15 protein-coding genes are annotated in these 13,879 nt (G+C 68.5%); 2 read left to right on the top strand and 13 right to left on the bottom strand.

Going from position 1 to position 13,879, the window contains the following annotated elements:
* Positions 1-78 precede the first annotated feature (78 nt).
* Together EL337_RS06030 and EL337_RS06025 are read right to left on the bottom strand one after the other, a co-directional pair.
* A complete protein-coding gene (locus EL337_RS06030; protein WP_048630144.1) occupies positions 79-930 on the bottom strand; it encodes an alpha/beta fold hydrolase in 852 nt (283 codons plus the stop codon).
* A 4-nt stretch (positions 931-934) separates the two neighbouring features.
* Entirely contained in the window at positions 935-1,303 is a 369-nt protein-coding gene (locus tag EL337_RS06025) for an Rv1352/Rv1906c domain-containing protein (RefSeq protein ID WP_048630143.1), read from the bottom strand.
* A 67-nt stretch (positions 1,304-1,370) separates the two neighbouring features.
* On the opposite strand from EL337_RS06025, the gene EL337_RS06020 reads away from it, so the two are divergent.
* Positions 1,371-1,868: a hypothetical protein gene (locus EL337_RS06020; protein WP_048630142.1), complete on the top strand. Its 498-nt coding sequence runs from the start codon at positions 1,371-1,373 to the stop codon at positions 1,866-1,868.
* Between the two features lie 59 nt (positions 1,869-1,927).
* On the opposite strand, the gene groL is transcribed toward EL337_RS06020, so the two are convergent.
* Both groL and groES read right to left on the bottom strand, forming a co-directional pair.
* The gene (gene groL, locus EL337_RS06015; protein ID WP_048630141.1) at positions 1,928-3,556 is read right to left on the bottom strand and encodes a chaperonin GroEL; all 1,629 of its coding nucleotides are present in this window, start codon (positions 3,554-3,556) and stop codon (positions 1,928-1,930) included.
* A 90-nt stretch (positions 3,557-3,646) separates the two neighbouring features.
* Positions 3,647-3,949 carry a co-chaperone GroES gene (gene groES / locus EL337_RS06010; RefSeq protein ID WP_048630140.1) on the bottom strand — a complete coding sequence of 101 codons (303 nt, stop codon included), beginning with the start codon at positions 3,947-3,949 and terminating at the stop codon, positions 3,647-3,649.
* 327 nt (positions 3,950-4,276) lie between these two features.
* Here groES and EL337_RS06005 point away from each other — a divergent pair, with 327 nt between their 5' ends.
* Complete coding sequence (locus EL337_RS06005; protein ID WP_048630139.1) at positions 4,277-5,791, top strand: HNH endonuclease signature motif containing protein; 1,515 nt, start codon at positions 4,277-4,279, stop codon at positions 5,789-5,791.
* On the opposite strand, the gene EL337_RS06000 is transcribed toward EL337_RS06005, so the two are convergent.
* From EL337_RS06000 to EL337_RS05960, 9 genes are read right to left on the bottom strand one after another with little or no spacing between them, the layout of a single operon-like run.
* Positions 5,788-6,231, bottom strand: coding sequence for a nuclear transport factor 2 family protein (locus tag EL337_RS06000; protein WP_048630138.1), 444 nt, complete (start codon positions 6,229-6,231; stop codon positions 5,788-5,790). The two genes, EL337_RS06005 and EL337_RS06000, sit on opposite strands and share 4 nt — an antisense overlap.
* Positions 6,228-7,250 carry a tRNA (adenosine(37)-N6)-threonylcarbamoyltransferase complex transferase subunit TsaD gene (tsaD, locus tag EL337_RS05995; protein WP_048630137.1) on the bottom strand — a complete coding sequence of 341 codons (1,023 nt, stop codon included), beginning with the start codon at positions 7,248-7,250 and terminating at the stop codon, positions 6,228-6,230. Before tsaD ends, EL337_RS06000 begins: the two co-directional genes overlap by 4 nt.
* Positions 7,247-7,702: a ribosomal protein S18-alanine N-acetyltransferase gene (gene rimI, locus EL337_RS05990; RefSeq protein WP_048630136.1), complete on the bottom strand. Its 456-nt coding sequence runs from the start codon at positions 7,700-7,702 to the stop codon at positions 7,247-7,249. The genes tsaD and rimI overlap by 4 nt, the downstream gene beginning before the upstream one ends.
* Positions 7,699-8,325 carry a tRNA (adenosine(37)-N6)-threonylcarbamoyltransferase complex dimerization subunit type 1 TsaB gene (gene tsaB, locus EL337_RS05985; protein WP_048630831.1) on the bottom strand — a complete coding sequence of 209 codons (627 nt, stop codon included), beginning with the start codon at positions 8,323-8,325 and terminating at the stop codon, positions 7,699-7,701. The genes rimI and tsaB overlap by 4 nt, the downstream gene beginning before the upstream one ends.
* Positions 8,322-8,786, bottom strand: coding sequence for a tRNA (adenosine(37)-N6)-threonylcarbamoyltransferase complex ATPase subunit type 1 TsaE (gene tsaE / locus EL337_RS05980; RefSeq protein WP_048630135.1), 465 nt, complete (start codon positions 8,784-8,786; stop codon positions 8,322-8,324). The genes tsaB and tsaE overlap by 4 nt, the downstream gene beginning before the upstream one ends.
* Positions 8,779-9,867 (bottom strand): alpha/beta fold hydrolase, encoded by a 1,089-nt coding sequence (locus EL337_RS05975; RefSeq protein ID WP_048630134.1) that lies wholly within the window; start codon positions 9,865-9,867, stop codon positions 8,779-8,781. Before EL337_RS05975 ends, tsaE begins: the two co-directional genes overlap by 8 nt.
* Entirely contained in the window at positions 9,864-11,009 is a 1,146-nt protein-coding gene (alr, locus tag EL337_RS05970) for an alanine racemase (protein WP_083442962.1), read from the bottom strand. Before alr ends, EL337_RS05975 begins: the two co-directional genes overlap by 4 nt.
* 44 nt (positions 11,010-11,053) lie before the next feature.
* Positions 11,054-12,448 (bottom strand): glutamate decarboxylase, encoded by a 1,395-nt coding sequence (locus EL337_RS05965; RefSeq protein ID WP_048630132.1) that lies wholly within the window; start codon positions 12,446-12,448, stop codon positions 11,054-11,056.
* Between the two features lie 10 nt (positions 12,449-12,458).
* Positions 12,459-13,865: an NAD(P)H-hydrate dehydratase gene (locus EL337_RS05960; protein WP_048630131.1), complete on the bottom strand. Its 1,407-nt coding sequence runs from the start codon at positions 13,863-13,865 to the stop codon at positions 12,459-12,461.
* Positions 13,866-13,879 lie beyond the last annotated feature (14 nt).

Raw genomic sequence — 13,879 nt, 5'->3', positions numbered from 1 at the left:
CGCCAATAGCTGGCACGCACGCCGATGATCACGGCGTCGAGGGTATACCGGCATCGTTTGCGGCACCAAACCGGGCTGTCACACTGTGCGCAGCGCCTCGAAGATCTCCCGGTAGTACAGGTGGGCCAGGAAGTGCCCGCCCGATTTCAGGTTCAGTACCGCGCCCGGAATCCGGCGCGCGAGTTCACCCGGCCACGACGGGTCGAGCAGCTGGTCCTGTGTTCCTCCCCAGACGTCCACCGGCACCGCGATGTCCTCGGGTGCGAAACCCCACGGACGCACCATCGCCCGGTACTCCTCGACGACGCCCTGCGGCTGCCGCAGGGCTTCCTGGGACATCTGCGCGAAGGTCGAAAGACCCTGCGATTGCAGCACGTCGGCGTCCGCGGGCCCGAGGTTGCGCGCCGCAAGGCGGCCGTAGAGGCGCGGCGCGCTCCTGGCAGCGAATGCCATGCCCCGAAAGCAGAGTCGCGCGGCCCACGGCGCTCGGCGGGACAGCGCGACGAAGGTTCGATCGATCGGCGGCATCCGATCGAGTGTTCCGGGCTCCGTCAGCGGCAAGGCCCCGGCGATGATGGCGACCCGCGAAACACGTTGCGGCAGAGCGTATCCGACCGCCGCGGCATACTGGCCGCCAAGGGACCACCCCATGGCCGCAAACCGGTCGACGTCGAGCTGGTCGAGCAGCGCAGCGACGTCGTCGGCCCAATCCAGGACCGTTCGGCCCGGCTGTGGGTCAGAACGCCCGACCCCTGGCCGATCCGGCGAGATCAACCGGACCCCACACGAGCCGGCGGCGTCTGCTGCCCCGGCCACATCGAGCCGGCAGGCCAGCCCACCGTGCGCATTGAGGACGGTGAATCCGTCCGGGTCGCCAAACTCCGCATACGACAGCGTGCGGCCGTCCTGCAACCGAACCTGCTCCGCCACGGTCTCAGGTCGTCCGGATCCAGGGTTCGCAGTTACGCGATTCGAACGCCATCACCGTCGCGTTGATGGTCGCGTACATCGGACCGACGGACATGTTCGTCGCCACCACGTTGTCCTTGTTCGTATCAGGCGTGCTGTAGGTGAACCACAGGCACATGGAATCCTGCGTCGGCACGTCGTTGATCCAGACCCCGAAGATCGACGCGGAGCCGTCCGTCCGATAGAGGCCCGGGGCGATGTCGCGGCCGACGATGAAGAACCCATTGCCCGGGATCGGATTCAGTGGGTCCGCACCCGCCTGCGGCGCCGGCACCATCGCCGTCGTGCACACGACGAGCCCTGCCACTGCGTGCCGCAGACACCTCGGGCGCATACTTCCTCGCCGTCTCTCGGGTGAGCTGAGCGTAACTCTCGCCGTGAATGCAGCGATGAAAACAGTGATGTCGAATCGCACCTGTGCCGCCATGCTCACCGCCCTGGTAATCCCGGCGGTCCTCACCGTCGCTCCGGCGCACGCCGCCCCGGCGCTGCCCGGATTCTGCGCCCCGGCCACCGTCGTCGACGGAGTGTGCTCAGCGCGCCTTGAGTCGGTGACAGCCGATGTGGTCAACGGAACGATCACCGGGTCGCCCGTCGGTGGTGGCGAAGCGGTGACCCTTGCCGGACAGGCCGACGCCTACCTGCCGTCGGTGGGCACCGCCCCGCGGCCGGAGGCCGTCACGAACTGGGACACCACGATCGACCAGGTCGGCCACCTCGACGTCGACCCCTCCGACCCCAGCTGGTACGGCAACGCCAAGGCGAGAGTGTTCATGCCTCGCACGTTGAACGACCTGGCCACCCAGTTTCCCCCTGGCACCCTGGTCGTCCGGTTCGTTCCCGGCGACGCGGCGTCGGCCACGTTCGAGCTGGTGTCGATTCAGCCGACGCTTCAGTAGCGCCGACAACGAAAACACCCCCGGTCGCGGAGACCGGGGGTGTTCTTCGTGTGCTGGTTCTAGTGCGAGTGGCCGTGACCGTGGCTGTGGCCGTGGCCGTCGTCCTCGGACTCGGCCGGCTTGTCGACGATCGCCGTCTCCGTGGTGAGGATCATCCGGGCCACCGACGCCGCGTTGACCACCGCGGAGCGGGTGACCTTGACCGGGTCGATGACGCCGTCGGCGATCAGGTCGCCGTAGGTCAGGGTGGCGGCGTTGAAGCCGTGCCCTGCCGGCAACTCCGAGACCTTGTTGACGACAACGGAGCCGTCGAGCCCGGCGTTCGTGGCGATCCAGTACAGCGGTGCCGACAGCGCAGAGGAGAACACGTCGACGCCGATCGCCTCGTCACCGGACAGCCCTTCGCGGAGCTTGTCCAGCGACTTGCGGGCCTGCACCAGAGCGGACCCGCCGCCGACGACGATGCCCTCTTCGACGGCAGCCTTGGCCGCCGAGACGGCGTCCTCGACCGCTTCCTTGCGCTTCTTCAGGTCGGTTTCGGTGGCCGCGCCGACCTTGATCACCGCGACGCCGCCGGACAGCTTGGCGAGCCGCTCTTCGAGCTTCTCGCGGTCCCAGTCGGAGTCGGACGCCTCGATCTCGGCGCGCAGCTGCGACTTGCGGCCGTCGATGGCCTCCTGGGTGCCGCCGCCGTCGACGATCACCGTGCTGTCCTTGTCGACCACGACGCGACGCGCGGAACCGAGCACCTCAAGGCCGACCTCACGCAGGACCAGGCCCACGTCGGGGTTGACGACCTGGCCGCCGGTGACGACGGCGAGATCGTCGAGGAACGCCTTGCGGCGGTCACCGAAGAACGGCGCCTTGACCGCGACAGCCTTCAGGGTCTTGCGGATGGCGTTGACGACCAGGGTGGACAGCGCCTCGCCCTCGACGTCTTCAGCGACGATGAGCAACGGCTTGCCGGCCTCGGCCACCTTCTCCAGCAACGGAAGCAGATCGGGCAGCGAGCTGATCTTCTCGCGGTGCAGCAGCACCACCGCGTCTTCGAGGACCGCCTCCTGCGAATCGAAGTCGGTGACGAAGTAGGCGGACAGGAAACCCTTGTCGAAGCCGACGCCTTCGGTGACCTCGAGCTCGGTGTTCATGGTCGAGGATTCCTCGACCGTCACGACACCGTCGGTGCCGACCTTGGTCATCGCCTCGCCGACCAACTCGCCGACCTGCTCGTCACGGGACGACACGGTGGCGACCTGAGCGATGGCCTTCTTGTCGTTGACCGGGATGGCCGCGGACTGAAGGGCCTCCGAGACCGCCTCGGCCGCCTTGGCGATGCCGACGCCGAGCGAGATCGGGTTGGCGCCGGCCGCGACGTTGCGCAGGCCGGCCCTGACCATCGCCTGAGCGAGCACGGTGGCGGTGGTGGTGCCGTCACCGGCGACGTCGTTGGTCTTGGTGGCCACCGACTTCACCAGCTGCGCACCCAGGTTCTCGAAGGGATCTTCGAGGTCGATCTCTCGGGCGATGGTGACGCCGTCGTTGGTGACGGTCGGACCGCCCCAGGACTTGGCCAGCACCACGTGGCGACCGCGCGGCCCGAGCGTCACCTTGACCGCGTCGGCGAGCTTGTCGACTCCGACCTCCATGGCGCGGCGCGCGGTTTCGTTGAACTCAATTTGCTTACTCATGAATGTCTTTCCCTAGATGCGGGTATAACGCGCACCGCCCCGGACATCACCCGCGCGTGCGGGAACGTCCGGGGCGGAACACGATTCGAATTACTTGGAGACGACAGCCAGCACGTCGCGCGCAGACAGGATCAAGTACTCCTCATTGTTGTACTTGATCTCGGTGCCGCCGTACTTGCTGTAGATGACTACGTCGCCCTCCGACACGTCCAGAGGAATCCGCTTCTCGCCGTCCTCATCCCAGCGGCCGGGGCCAACTGCGACGACGGTGCCTTCCTGCGGCTTCTCTTTGGCGGTGTCGGGGATGACCAGACCGGAAGCGGTCGTGGTCTCGGCCTCGTTGGCCTGTACGAGGATCTTGTCCTCGAGTGGCTTGATGTTCACGCTCGCCACGATGGAGCCCCTTCACTCTGTTATTGCTGCGGGTGTGTGCTTACTCGGTGGCCGGGGTCCACCCTCGCGCCGTCGTCGCGGGTGTCGACACAGGGTTGATCCGACTGCCACCTAGCACTCTATACACGAGAGTGCTAGGTCCTCAAGGCTGGGTACGAATGCGTCCGCCGTAGGCGAACACGGCGCGCGACGAGGGCGCCTCCGCAGAAGCGCCCTGCCCACGTTTATCCAGTTAGCGAACGCCGACGTAGATGACGTGTCCATGGCGCGGATCTCACCGCCTCGGTTCAACCCGACTTGTCGGTAGGCACACCTAAAATCGAACACATGTTCGATCAATCTGTGCCGGAGCCCTCACAGCTGGACGGTCTGTCGGCCGCCGAACTCGTCGACGCCGCCCGCGCCTGCGCCCGCGCCGAGAACGCGGCATGCGCCCGCAAGCTGGCGGTGATGGCCGAGATCTTCGTCCGCCGCACCCGCCTGCCCGCCGCCGACCGGGAAAACTGGTGGGTCGACCCTGACGCCGCGGTGTCGGCAGAGTTGGCCGCCGCGCAGCACATCACCTCCGGGCTGGCACTTCACCAGACCCACCGCGGAGTCGCCCTACGCGACCGCCTGCCCCACGTAGCCGACCTGTTCCTGCGCGGGCTGATCAGCGACACGCTCGTTCGGATCATCGTGACCCGCACCTACTTGATCACCGACCCCGATCTCGTGGCCGCCGTCGATGCCGACCTCGCCGCCGAGATCACCAGCTGGGGACCCATGTCGCAGAAGAAGACCGTCACCGCGATCGACGCCCTCGTCGAGCGCCACGATCCGAACGGCCTGCGCATCACCTGCGATTCCGCAGCCACTCGTGACGTGCAATTCGGCTCGCCCACCGACGCTCCGGGGTACACCAGCGTGTGGGCGCGCATGCTGGCCTCCGACGCCGCGACCGCCGAACGGGTCCTGACCGAACTGGTCTACAGCGTCTGCGACGACGATCCGCGCACCGTCACCGAACGACGCAACGACGCCTATGCCGCGCTGCTCGCCGGCATCCCTGCCCTGGCCTGCCGCTGCGGCGCCGGCGACTGCGAAGCCGCCGCCCGGCCGCGGCCCCGCCGCGACACCACCGTCTACGTCATCACCGACGCCACCACACCGCCGTCTGCTCAGGCGGCCGACGAGCCCAGCCCGGAAACCGTGGCGGCCCCCGCGCCCCGGTCCACGAAGCCCTTCGCGGCGTGCACCAGGCCGGCCTTTGTCTTCGGCGCCGGCCTCACTCCCGCACCCCTGCTCGGCGAGCTCGTCTCCGACGTCGAGAGCACCCACATCCGCGACATCATCCACCCCGGGCAGTCAGGCCCCGAACCCCGCTACACCCCCTCCCGCGCGCTGGCCGACTTCATCCGCTGCCGCGACCTCACCTGCCGCTTCCCCTGGTGCGACAAGCCCGCCACCTCGGCCGACATCGACCACACCGTGCCCTACCCCGTCGGACCCACGCACCCCTCAAACCTCAAGTGCCTGTGCCGTTTCCACCACTTGCTGAAAACCTTCTGGATCGGCGCCCTCGGCTGGCGCGACCGCCAGTACCCTGACGGCACCATCATCTGGACCAGCCCCACCGGCCACACCTACACGACCTATCCGGGCAGCAGACTGCTCTTCCCAGCTCTCTGCCGACCCACCGCCACCCTCTGGGTCGGCGACCCCCCGGACATCCCCCTCAGTGACCGGCGCGGCACGATGATGCCCCGCCGCCGCCACACCCGCGCCTACAACCGCGCCCGCGCCATCGCCGCTGAACGACAACGCAACGAGGTCGCCGGCGACCACCCACCGCCCTTTTAGCGGAAGCGGCTGGGATCCATCGTCAGGTGGTCGGACACGTCGCCGACCATCTCCACATCGACCGTGCGCCCGGTGAAGAACCAGCCGCCGGCGTCGCGGCCGAACGTGTCGGCGTATCGCCCCACCACGATGGGCTGCAACGCAATTGCTTCCGTGCGCTGCACCACGCAGAAGGTGGAGCGCGCGGTCGCAGAGTCGCCATCGACATCGACGATCGGGTTGAGCACTAGGTGCCGCGTCCGCGGCGTGTTGTCGTGGTCGGGAAACCGCCGGGTGGTGGCGGCGAAGAGTTCGGCGATCGCGTCGGCTCCGGCAACACCCATGAACGTGCCACGCCCCAGCAGTTGACCGACTCCGTCGAAGTCGCCGGCGTCGATCAATTCGGCGTAGCGATACAGCAATTCGGTGACGGCCAGCTTGTCGGCCAGCGCCCCGCTCATGCAACCTGGCCCTGCACCACCGGTAACCCGGGATTGCTTGCGGCGTCCAGTGGTGACGGGGGCGCTCCCGCGGCGATCAGGTGGGCCGCGAACGAGGCGATCATCGCGCCGTTGTCGGTGCACAACCGGGGCCGTGGGATCCGCAGTGTCAATCCGGCCTCCTCGCAACGCTGTGCCGCCAACTCCCGCAGCCGCGAGTTGGCGGCCACCCCGCCGGCGATCAGCAACGTGGACACGCCCAGCTCCTTGGCCGCACGCACCGCCTTGAGGGTGAGCACGTCGGCCACGGCCTCCTGAAAGCCCGCAGCCACATCAGCTTGCGACGCGTCCGGGTGGCTCTCGACATAGCGCGCGACCGCGGTCTTGAGCCCGGAGAAGCTGAATGCGTAGGGCTCGTCGCGGGGGCCCGTCATCCCGCGGGGAAAGACGACCGCCTTCGGATCGCCCTCGCGCGCCAGTTCGTCGAGCACCCGACCACCCGGGTAGCCCAGACCTAGCAGCCGTGCGATCTTGTCGTACGCCTCCCCCGCCGCGTCGTCGACGGTCGAGCCCAACTCGATGATGGGCTGCCCCAGCGATCGCACGTGCAGCAGATTGGTGTGCCCGCCCGACACCAGCAAGCCGATACTCTCCGGCAGCGGCCCGTGGTCGAACACATCGGCGGCCAGATGCCCGCCCAGGTGGTTGACCGCGTAGAACGGCACCTGCCACGCCGCCGAATACGCCTTGGCTGCAGCGACACCCACCAGCAGCGCCCCCGCGAGACCGGGGCCTATCGTGGCCGCCACGACATCGGGCTTCTCCACACCCGCGGCTGCCAGCGCCCTGCGCATCGTCGGGCCCAGCGCCTCCAGGTGCGCGCGCGACGCGATCTCCGGCACCACACCGCCGAACCGGGCGTGCTCGTCGACGCTGGAGGCGACCTCGTCGGCCAGCAAGGTCACCGACCCGTCGTCGCCGAGGTCGGCGATTCCGACGCCCGTTTCGTCGCAGGAACTCTCGATGGCCAGGATGATCATCGCCGCTCCCGTTTCATCGTGTAGGCGTCCGCACCGCTGACGCGGTAGTACCGCTTGCGCACCCCGACCCTGGTGAACCCTTCGCTCTCATACAGCGCGATGGCAGAGGCATTGTCGGTCCGCACCTCGAGAAAGATGGTCGCGTCGTCCGCGTACTCGAACAGGCGCAGCAGCAGGTTCCTTCCGATGCCCTGCCCCTGGTAGGCGGGATCGACACCGATGGTGTGAATCTCATACTCGAACGGCTTGATTCGGCCCAGCCGGGCAATGCCCGCGTAGCCCACCAGCTTGTCGTCCACCCGCGCAGCCACATACAGATTGTGCTTTGCCGCCAGCTCTGCGAGAAATGCCCGCTCCGGCCACGGATCGTCGCCGTCGAACAGCTGCGCCTCCAATTCGGCGCAGCGCATCGCATCCGCAGGCACGAGCGGGCCGTACTGCGCCGCACTCATTTCTGCACCTGCGGCTTCGCGTCAGGGCGGCGCAGGTACAGCGGGACCAACGGCTCGGGATCGGCAGTCCAATCTGCAACTGCGCCAACAAGTCCTGCCGCCGTGGGATACACCGGCGCGAGCCGGGGCAGGTCGAACAGCACCGTGTGATCGGGCGAGCCTGCGACCGCCTCGGCGCCGGTGGGCACGTCGGCGGCGGCGCTGACGGCCGGCCCGTCAATGCGCACCGCGTCGCGGTAGCGGGCCCAGTACACCTCACGGCGCCGGGCATCGGTGACGACGAGAACGTCGCCCGTCGTCCCGACCGCGATCGCGTCCAGGCTGCACACCCCGCGGACCGGGACCCCGAGCGCATGTCCGAAAGCCGCCGCCGTCGCCATCCCGACCCGCAGCCCCGTGAACGGACCCGGACCGCACCCGACGACCACCGCGTCGAGATCACCGGCCGACACCTCCGCATCACCGAGCGCGGCAACGATATTGGGGGTCAATCGCTCGGCGTGGGCGCGCGGGTCCACGGTCACCTGCTCGGCCAGCAGTTCGACACCACCATCATCGAGAAGGACCACGCCTGCCGTGACGGCGGGCGTGGCGGTGTCGATGGCCAGGACCAGCCGTCTCACGGCCTGCTCCACTGCCAGATCGCAGTGCGGACGTCGGTGTCGGGCGCCCGCTCCAACCGAATGTCGAGGTGACTGTCCGACAGCCGTTCGGCGACACCTTCACCCCACTCGACAACCACGACGGCGTCCTCGAGATCGGTGTCCAGATCCAGCGAATCGAGCTCGGCGAGCAGATCCACCGACGCCTGGTCCAGCAGTCGATACAGATCGACGTGCACCATGGCGGGCGCACCGTCGCTGCGGGCGCGGTGCACCCGGGCCAGCACGAACGTCGGCGAGATCACCGGCCCCTCGACGTCCATCGCCTGCGCGATACCCTTGGCCAACACCGTCTTTCCCGCGCCGAGCGGCCCAGACAGCACCACGACGTCGCCTGCCCTCAGCTGCTTCCCGAGCGCCGCTCCCAGCGCGATGGTGTCCTCGGCGCTGAGCAACTCCGCCGTTCCCGAGCGGTCATCCATGGTTGCGCACCCGATCCCTGACCCGCCTCGTCAGCGCGGTCAGCTTCGACGGGGTCGCCCGCTCCACAAGTCGGACCAGTGCATCGTCGATCACCTCGGGGCGCTCCAGTTGCACCAGATGTCCTGCGCCACCGACGATCACGAGCTCAGACTTCGCCAACGCGTCAGCCATCTCCTGCGAGTACTCCATCGGCGTCAGCAGATCACGATCGCCGCACGCCACCAGGGTCTCGATCTTGTTCAGCGTCTCCAACCCCGCAGTCTCGTCGTGCACCTCGAGTGCGTGCAGGAATTCGACGAGCGTGGCGATCGGCGTGTCGTGCATCATCCGCTCGGAGAACGCCACCACGCTCGGACTGACCCCCTCGTCACCATAGGAGGCCGCGCGCAGGATCGGCCCGATCACCGAGCGTGCAGCACCCCTGCCGCGATGCACCATCTTCGGTGCGTACCGAGCGGTGAACCGGACCGCCTCCAGCGCAGGGTTTTTCAGAATCTCACCCAGCGGGGAGCGTGCGACACCCTCTGCGGCAGACGAGATCAAAGCAGCACCGACGATCCGGGTCGGATAGCGCTGCGGATACTGCCGCGCGTGCGATAGCACGGTCATCCCGCCCATCGAATGCCCCACCAACACAACGGGTCCCCGCGGTGCAATGACAGCCAGCACGCTCTCCAGATCCTGGCCCAGTTGCTCTACCGTGTACGTGTCCGGCGACGCTTCCCCGGACTGGCCGTGGCCGCGCTGATCGTAGAAGACCATCCGAACCTGCTTGCCCCAGTGCTCGGTGAGACAGGCGCGCTGAAAGTGGAACGACCCCATCCGCAGACAGAAGCCGTGGGCGAAGACGACGGTCAGCGGGGCGTTCTCCGGCCCGACCTCACGCACCGCCAGCGGGACACCGTCAGGAGTGGTCACCACGCAGCTGCGGTCAGCGTCGAGCAACTCGAAATCCTCGTCCCGGTGCGGATCGTCGGCCGACACGCGACGGCGCAGCGAGCTCGCCAGCGAGACTCCCGCAGCCGACCCGACGGCCGCCACCCCTGCCGCGCCGGCCAGCCACCCGGCGCCGCCCCTCATCGGGGGCCCCCTACGTAGGAACGCACGATCCGTCCGCGCGGGCTCGTCACGACCTCGTAGTTGATGGTCCCCAACAGCTCCGCCCAGTCCTGCGCGGTCGGTTCGCCGCCGGTGCCGGGGCCGAAGAGTATCGCGTCGTCACCCACCGCGACATCGGTCGGATGCGGGCCGAGGTCCACCACGAACTGGTCCATGCAGATACGGCCCACGTTGCGGTACCGCGTGCCGTTGATCGACACGTCGATTCGGTTGCTCAGACTTCGGAACACGCCATCGGCGTACCCGGCCGGGATGAGGGCAACCGTGGTGTCAGTCTCAGCGATCCAGCTGTGCCCGTAGGACACTCCGTCGCCCTTCTTGATCGAACGAACCAGCGCCACAGGGCATTTCACCGTCATCGCCGGACGCAGGCCCATGTCGCCGCGCTGGGGAATGGGCGTCTGACCGTACACCGCGATTCCCGGCCTGACCATGTCGAACGCCAGGTCGGGCCGTGTCAGCGCGGCCGGTGAATTACTCAGGTGCACAACGTCGTAGTGCACCCCGTGGCCGCGGGCGAACCCTGCCAGCTCGGTCAACCGGCGCGCCTGGACATCGTTGAAGGGGTGATCGGGGTCATCACCGTGCGCCAGGTGCGACATGAGGCCGCGGATCCGGACTGCGTCCTCGCTCTCGGCCCGCCGAAGCGCGTCAAGGACGGCCGGGTAGTCGGCTTCGGCGACGCCGTTGCGGCTCAACCCGGTGTCCGCTTTGACGGTGACCGTCGCGGGACGCCCCGTGCGCCGGACGGCGTCGACCACATCGGCGACCTGCTGCTGCGAGGACACCGCCACGTCGATGTCGGCCAGCAGCGCAGGCGCGAAGTCGGTGCCCGGCGGGTGCAGCCAGCACAGCACCCGCGCGGTGATGCCGTCGCGCCGCAGCGCCAGTGCCTCATCGAGGGTCGCGACACCGAGCTCCGCGGCACCCGCGGCGACCGCGGCGCGGGCCACCTGCGACGCGCCGTGGCCGTAGCCGTCGGCCTTGACCACCGCCATCACCGCGGCTGCACCGGCGTGTTCGCGCAGTACAGCCACGTTGTGGGCGATGGCGTCGAGGTCGACCACCGCGGTGGGCGACGCAGCAAGCTCGCTCTGTGTCATGTTCTCGGTGTTGATCACTGCCCGTGATTCTCCCAGGCCCGGGTTCAGTGGGCGAAATGCTCCTCGTCGGAGAAGCCGCCGATCCCCACTTTGTCCAGCTTGGCCAGCACCTCGACCAGGTCGTCCCGCATGGCTCGGGCCAGATTCGCCGAGAACCCCTCACGGACGACGATCCGCAGCACGGCGACGTCGGAGGCGTCGTCGGGCATCGTGTAGGCGGGTACCTGCCAGCCGTAGCTGCGCAGCAGCGCCGAGACGTCGAACACGGTGTACTTCGCACCCTCGACGAGCTTGAACGCCACCACCGGGATGGCCGACCCGTCCGAGATGATCTCGAACACCGGTTTGTCGTCGGCCCCGGTCATGGTCGCGAGCTCACGCGCCAGCCACTGGGCGGTGTCGGCCAGGCACCTCATCACCTGCGTATAGCCGTCCCGGCCCAGCCGCAGGAAGTTGTAATACTGACCCACCACCTGGTTACCGGGCCGGGAGAAGTTCAGCGTGAAGGTCGGCATGTCGCCGCCGAGATAGTTCACCCGGAACACCAGGTCCTCGGGCAGATGCTCAGCATTGCGCCACACGACGAACCCGATCCCGGGATAGGTCAGGCCGTACTTGTGCCCGCTGACGTTGATCGACACCACGCGCGGCAACCGGAAATCCCACACCACCAGTGGATGCAGGAACGGCACCACGAACCCGCCGCTGGCCGCGTCGACATGCACCGGGACATCGGGCTTGCCGTCGGCGGCCAGCTTGTCCAGCGCCGCGCAGATCTCGCCCACCGGCTCCAACTCGCCGGTGAACGTCGTGCCCAGGATCGCGACCACACCGATGGTGTCCTCGTCGACCGCATCCACCACCTGCTCGGGGGTGATGACGTAGCGCCCGTCCTCCATCGGCAGGTACCGCGCCTCGACGTCGAAGTAGCGGCAGAACTTCTCCCACACCACCTGCACGTTGGAGCCCATCACCAGGTTGGGAGTGCGACCCTTCCACCCGTCGCCGACCCGTTCGCGCCACCGCCACTTCATGGCCAGTCCCGCGAGCATGACGGCCTCACTGGATCCGACCGTGGACACCCCGATCGCGGTGGACGGGTCGTCGTCGCGCAGATTCTCGGCGTGGAACAGGTCGGCGACCATGCACACGCAGCGCTGCTCGATCGCGGCCGTCACCGGGTATTCGTCCTTGTCGATCATGTTCTTGTCGAACGTCTCCGACATCAGCCGGCCCGCCTCGGGATCCATCCATGTCGTGACGAACGTCGCCAGGTTCAGCCGCGAACTGCCGTCCAGCATCAACTCGTCGTGGATGAACCGGTAGGTCTGCTCCGGGTCCATCGACTCGTCCGGCAGGCGCAACGCCGGAATGGGCGAGGTGGACAGCCTGCCGGTGTAGGCAGGGCTCAGCGACGAATGGTGCGAAACGTTGGGCATGGGGTCCTTTCTAGAGGATCGAAGCCAACGCCGTTCGCAGATGGGCCAGGATGCGGGACGCCGATGTCGGCGCGGGCGCGGGCCCCGGGTCCCTGGCCGACAGATCGGCGGCACGCGCGTGGACGAAAGCCGCCGCCGCGGCCGCCTCGGCAGGCGAGCGCCCGGCGGCCAGCAGCGCACCGATCACTCCCGACAACACGTCGCCGGAGCCGGCGGTGGCGGCCCACGAGTTACCGGCGGCGTTGAGGTAGACCGAGTCGGCGCCGGGCTCGGCGATGACGGTGACGTTGCCTTTCAGCAGGACGGTGGCACCGAACCGGTCGGCCAGCCTGCGGGTGGCGGCGACGCGGTCGTCGCCGGGCGGCGACCCCGCCAACCGCTCGAACTCCCCGGCGTGCGGGGTCAGCACGGTGGGCGCGCTCCGGCCCGCCACCAGGTCGGGATGTGCGGACAGGATCGTCAACCCGTCCGCGTCGACGAGCACGGGCAGATCGGTGTCCAGCGCGAAGACCAACGCGGCCGCTGCGGTGTCGTCGGTGCCGAGCCCGGGACCCACCACCCACGCCTGCACCCGTCCCGCGGTCGAGTACGACGGTGTGGCGATGACCTCGGGCCAGTGCGAAACCACCTCTTGGGCAGCCGTTCCCGCATAGCGGACCATGCCGGAGGTGGCCGCGACCGCCGCACCGGTGCTCAAGATGGCGGCGCCCGGATAGGTCGCGGACCCGGCCATGACACCGGTGACACCCTGGGTGTACTTGTCGTCGTCGGGTCCCGGCACCGGCCAACACGCCGCGACGTCCGCAGCGTCCAGGGCCCTGAGCCCGCTCGGTGCCAGGTCCAGCCCGATGTCGACCAGTTCGACACGGCCGCAGTCACCCAGCGCGTGCACCGGTTTGCGCCCGCCGAACGTGACGGTCACCGCGGGCGTGACGTGAGCGCCCGCGGTGGCCCCGGTGTGCACGTCGACTCCGCTGGGCAGATCCACGGCGACCACCGGCGCCTCGGTGCCCGCGAAGATCGCCGCGGCATCCGGCCGCAGCGGACCGGAGCCGGAGATACCGACGACCCCGTCGATCACCAGATCCGTTTCCGCCGGCACACTTTCGACAATCCGACCACCGGCCCGCCGGAACGCGGCGAGGGCCTGACGGTGGGTGCGCTCAGGCTTCAGCAGGACCGCAGACGCGCCCGCTCCACGGCGTCGCAGGAACGTCGCCGCCCACAGCGCGTCACCACCGTTGTCGCCGGAGCCGACGACCGCGCACACCGTTCTGCCTGCCACCGTGCCGAGCTCGCGGGCGATCACGGTCGCGAGGCCGAACGCGGCCCGGCGCATCAGGACACCGTCGGGCAGCGACGCGAGCAGCGGCGCCTCCGCGTCGCGGATGGCATCGGCGCTGTAGAAGTACCGCATCGGACCCAGATTAC

The organism is Mycolicibacterium aurum (assembly GCF_900637195.1).
Classification (GTDB): domain Bacteria; phylum Actinomycetota; class Actinomycetes; order Mycobacteriales; family Mycobacteriaceae; genus Mycobacterium; species Mycobacterium aurum.
The sequence above is the reverse complement of the archived record's forward strand: the minus strand, read 5'-3'. Positions and strand labels throughout refer to the sequence as shown.

What these genes read in the sequence shown, in the direction of transcription:
- EL337_RS06025 (WP_048630143.1), bottom strand. Translation starts at nt 1,303, where the DNA reads ATGCGCCCGAGGTGTCTGCGGCACGCAGTGGCAGGGCTCGTCGTGTGC.
- EL337_RS06020 (WP_048630142.1), top strand. Translation starts at nt 1,371, where the DNA reads ATGTCGAATCGCACCTGTGCCGCCATGCTCACCGCCCTGGTAATCCCG.
- groL (WP_048630141.1), bottom strand. Translation starts at nt 3,556, where the DNA reads ATGAGTAAGCAAATTGAGTTCAACGAAACCGCGCGCCGCGCCATGGAG.
- EL337_RS06005 (WP_048630139.1), top strand. Translation starts at nt 4,277, where the DNA reads ATGTTCGATCAATCTGTGCCGGAGCCCTCACAGCTGGACGGTCTGTCG.
- EL337_RS06000 (WP_048630138.1), bottom strand. Translation starts at nt 6,231, where the DNA reads ATGAGCGGGGCGCTGGCCGACAAGCTGGCCGTCACCGAATTGCTGTAT.
- tsaD (WP_048630137.1), bottom strand. Translation starts at nt 7,250, where the DNA reads ATGATCATCCTGGCCATCGAGAGTTCCTGCGACGAAACGGGCGTCGGA.
- rimI (WP_048630136.1), bottom strand. Translation starts at nt 7,702, where the DNA reads ATGAGTGCGGCGCAGTACGGCCCGCTCGTGCCTGCGGATGCGATGCGC.
- tsaE (WP_048630135.1), bottom strand. Translation starts at nt 8,786, where the DNA reads ATGGATGACCGCTCGGGAACGGCGGAGTTGCTCAGCGCCGAGGACACC.
- EL337_RS05975 (WP_048630134.1), bottom strand. Translation starts at nt 9,867, where the DNA reads ATGAGGGGCGGCGCCGGGTGGCTGGCCGGCGCGGCAGGGGTGGCGGCC.
- alr (WP_083442962.1), bottom strand. Translation starts at nt 11,009, where the DNA reads ATGACACAGAGCGAGCTTGCTGCGTCGCCCACCGCGGTGGTCGACCTC.
- EL337_RS05965 (WP_048630132.1), bottom strand. Translation starts at nt 12,448, where the DNA reads ATGCCCAACGTTTCGCACCATTCGTCGCTGAGCCCTGCCTACACCGGC.
- EL337_RS05960 (WP_048630131.1), bottom strand. Translation starts at nt 13,865, where the DNA reads ATGCGGTACTTCTACAGCGCCGATGCCATCCGCGACGCGGAGGCGCCG.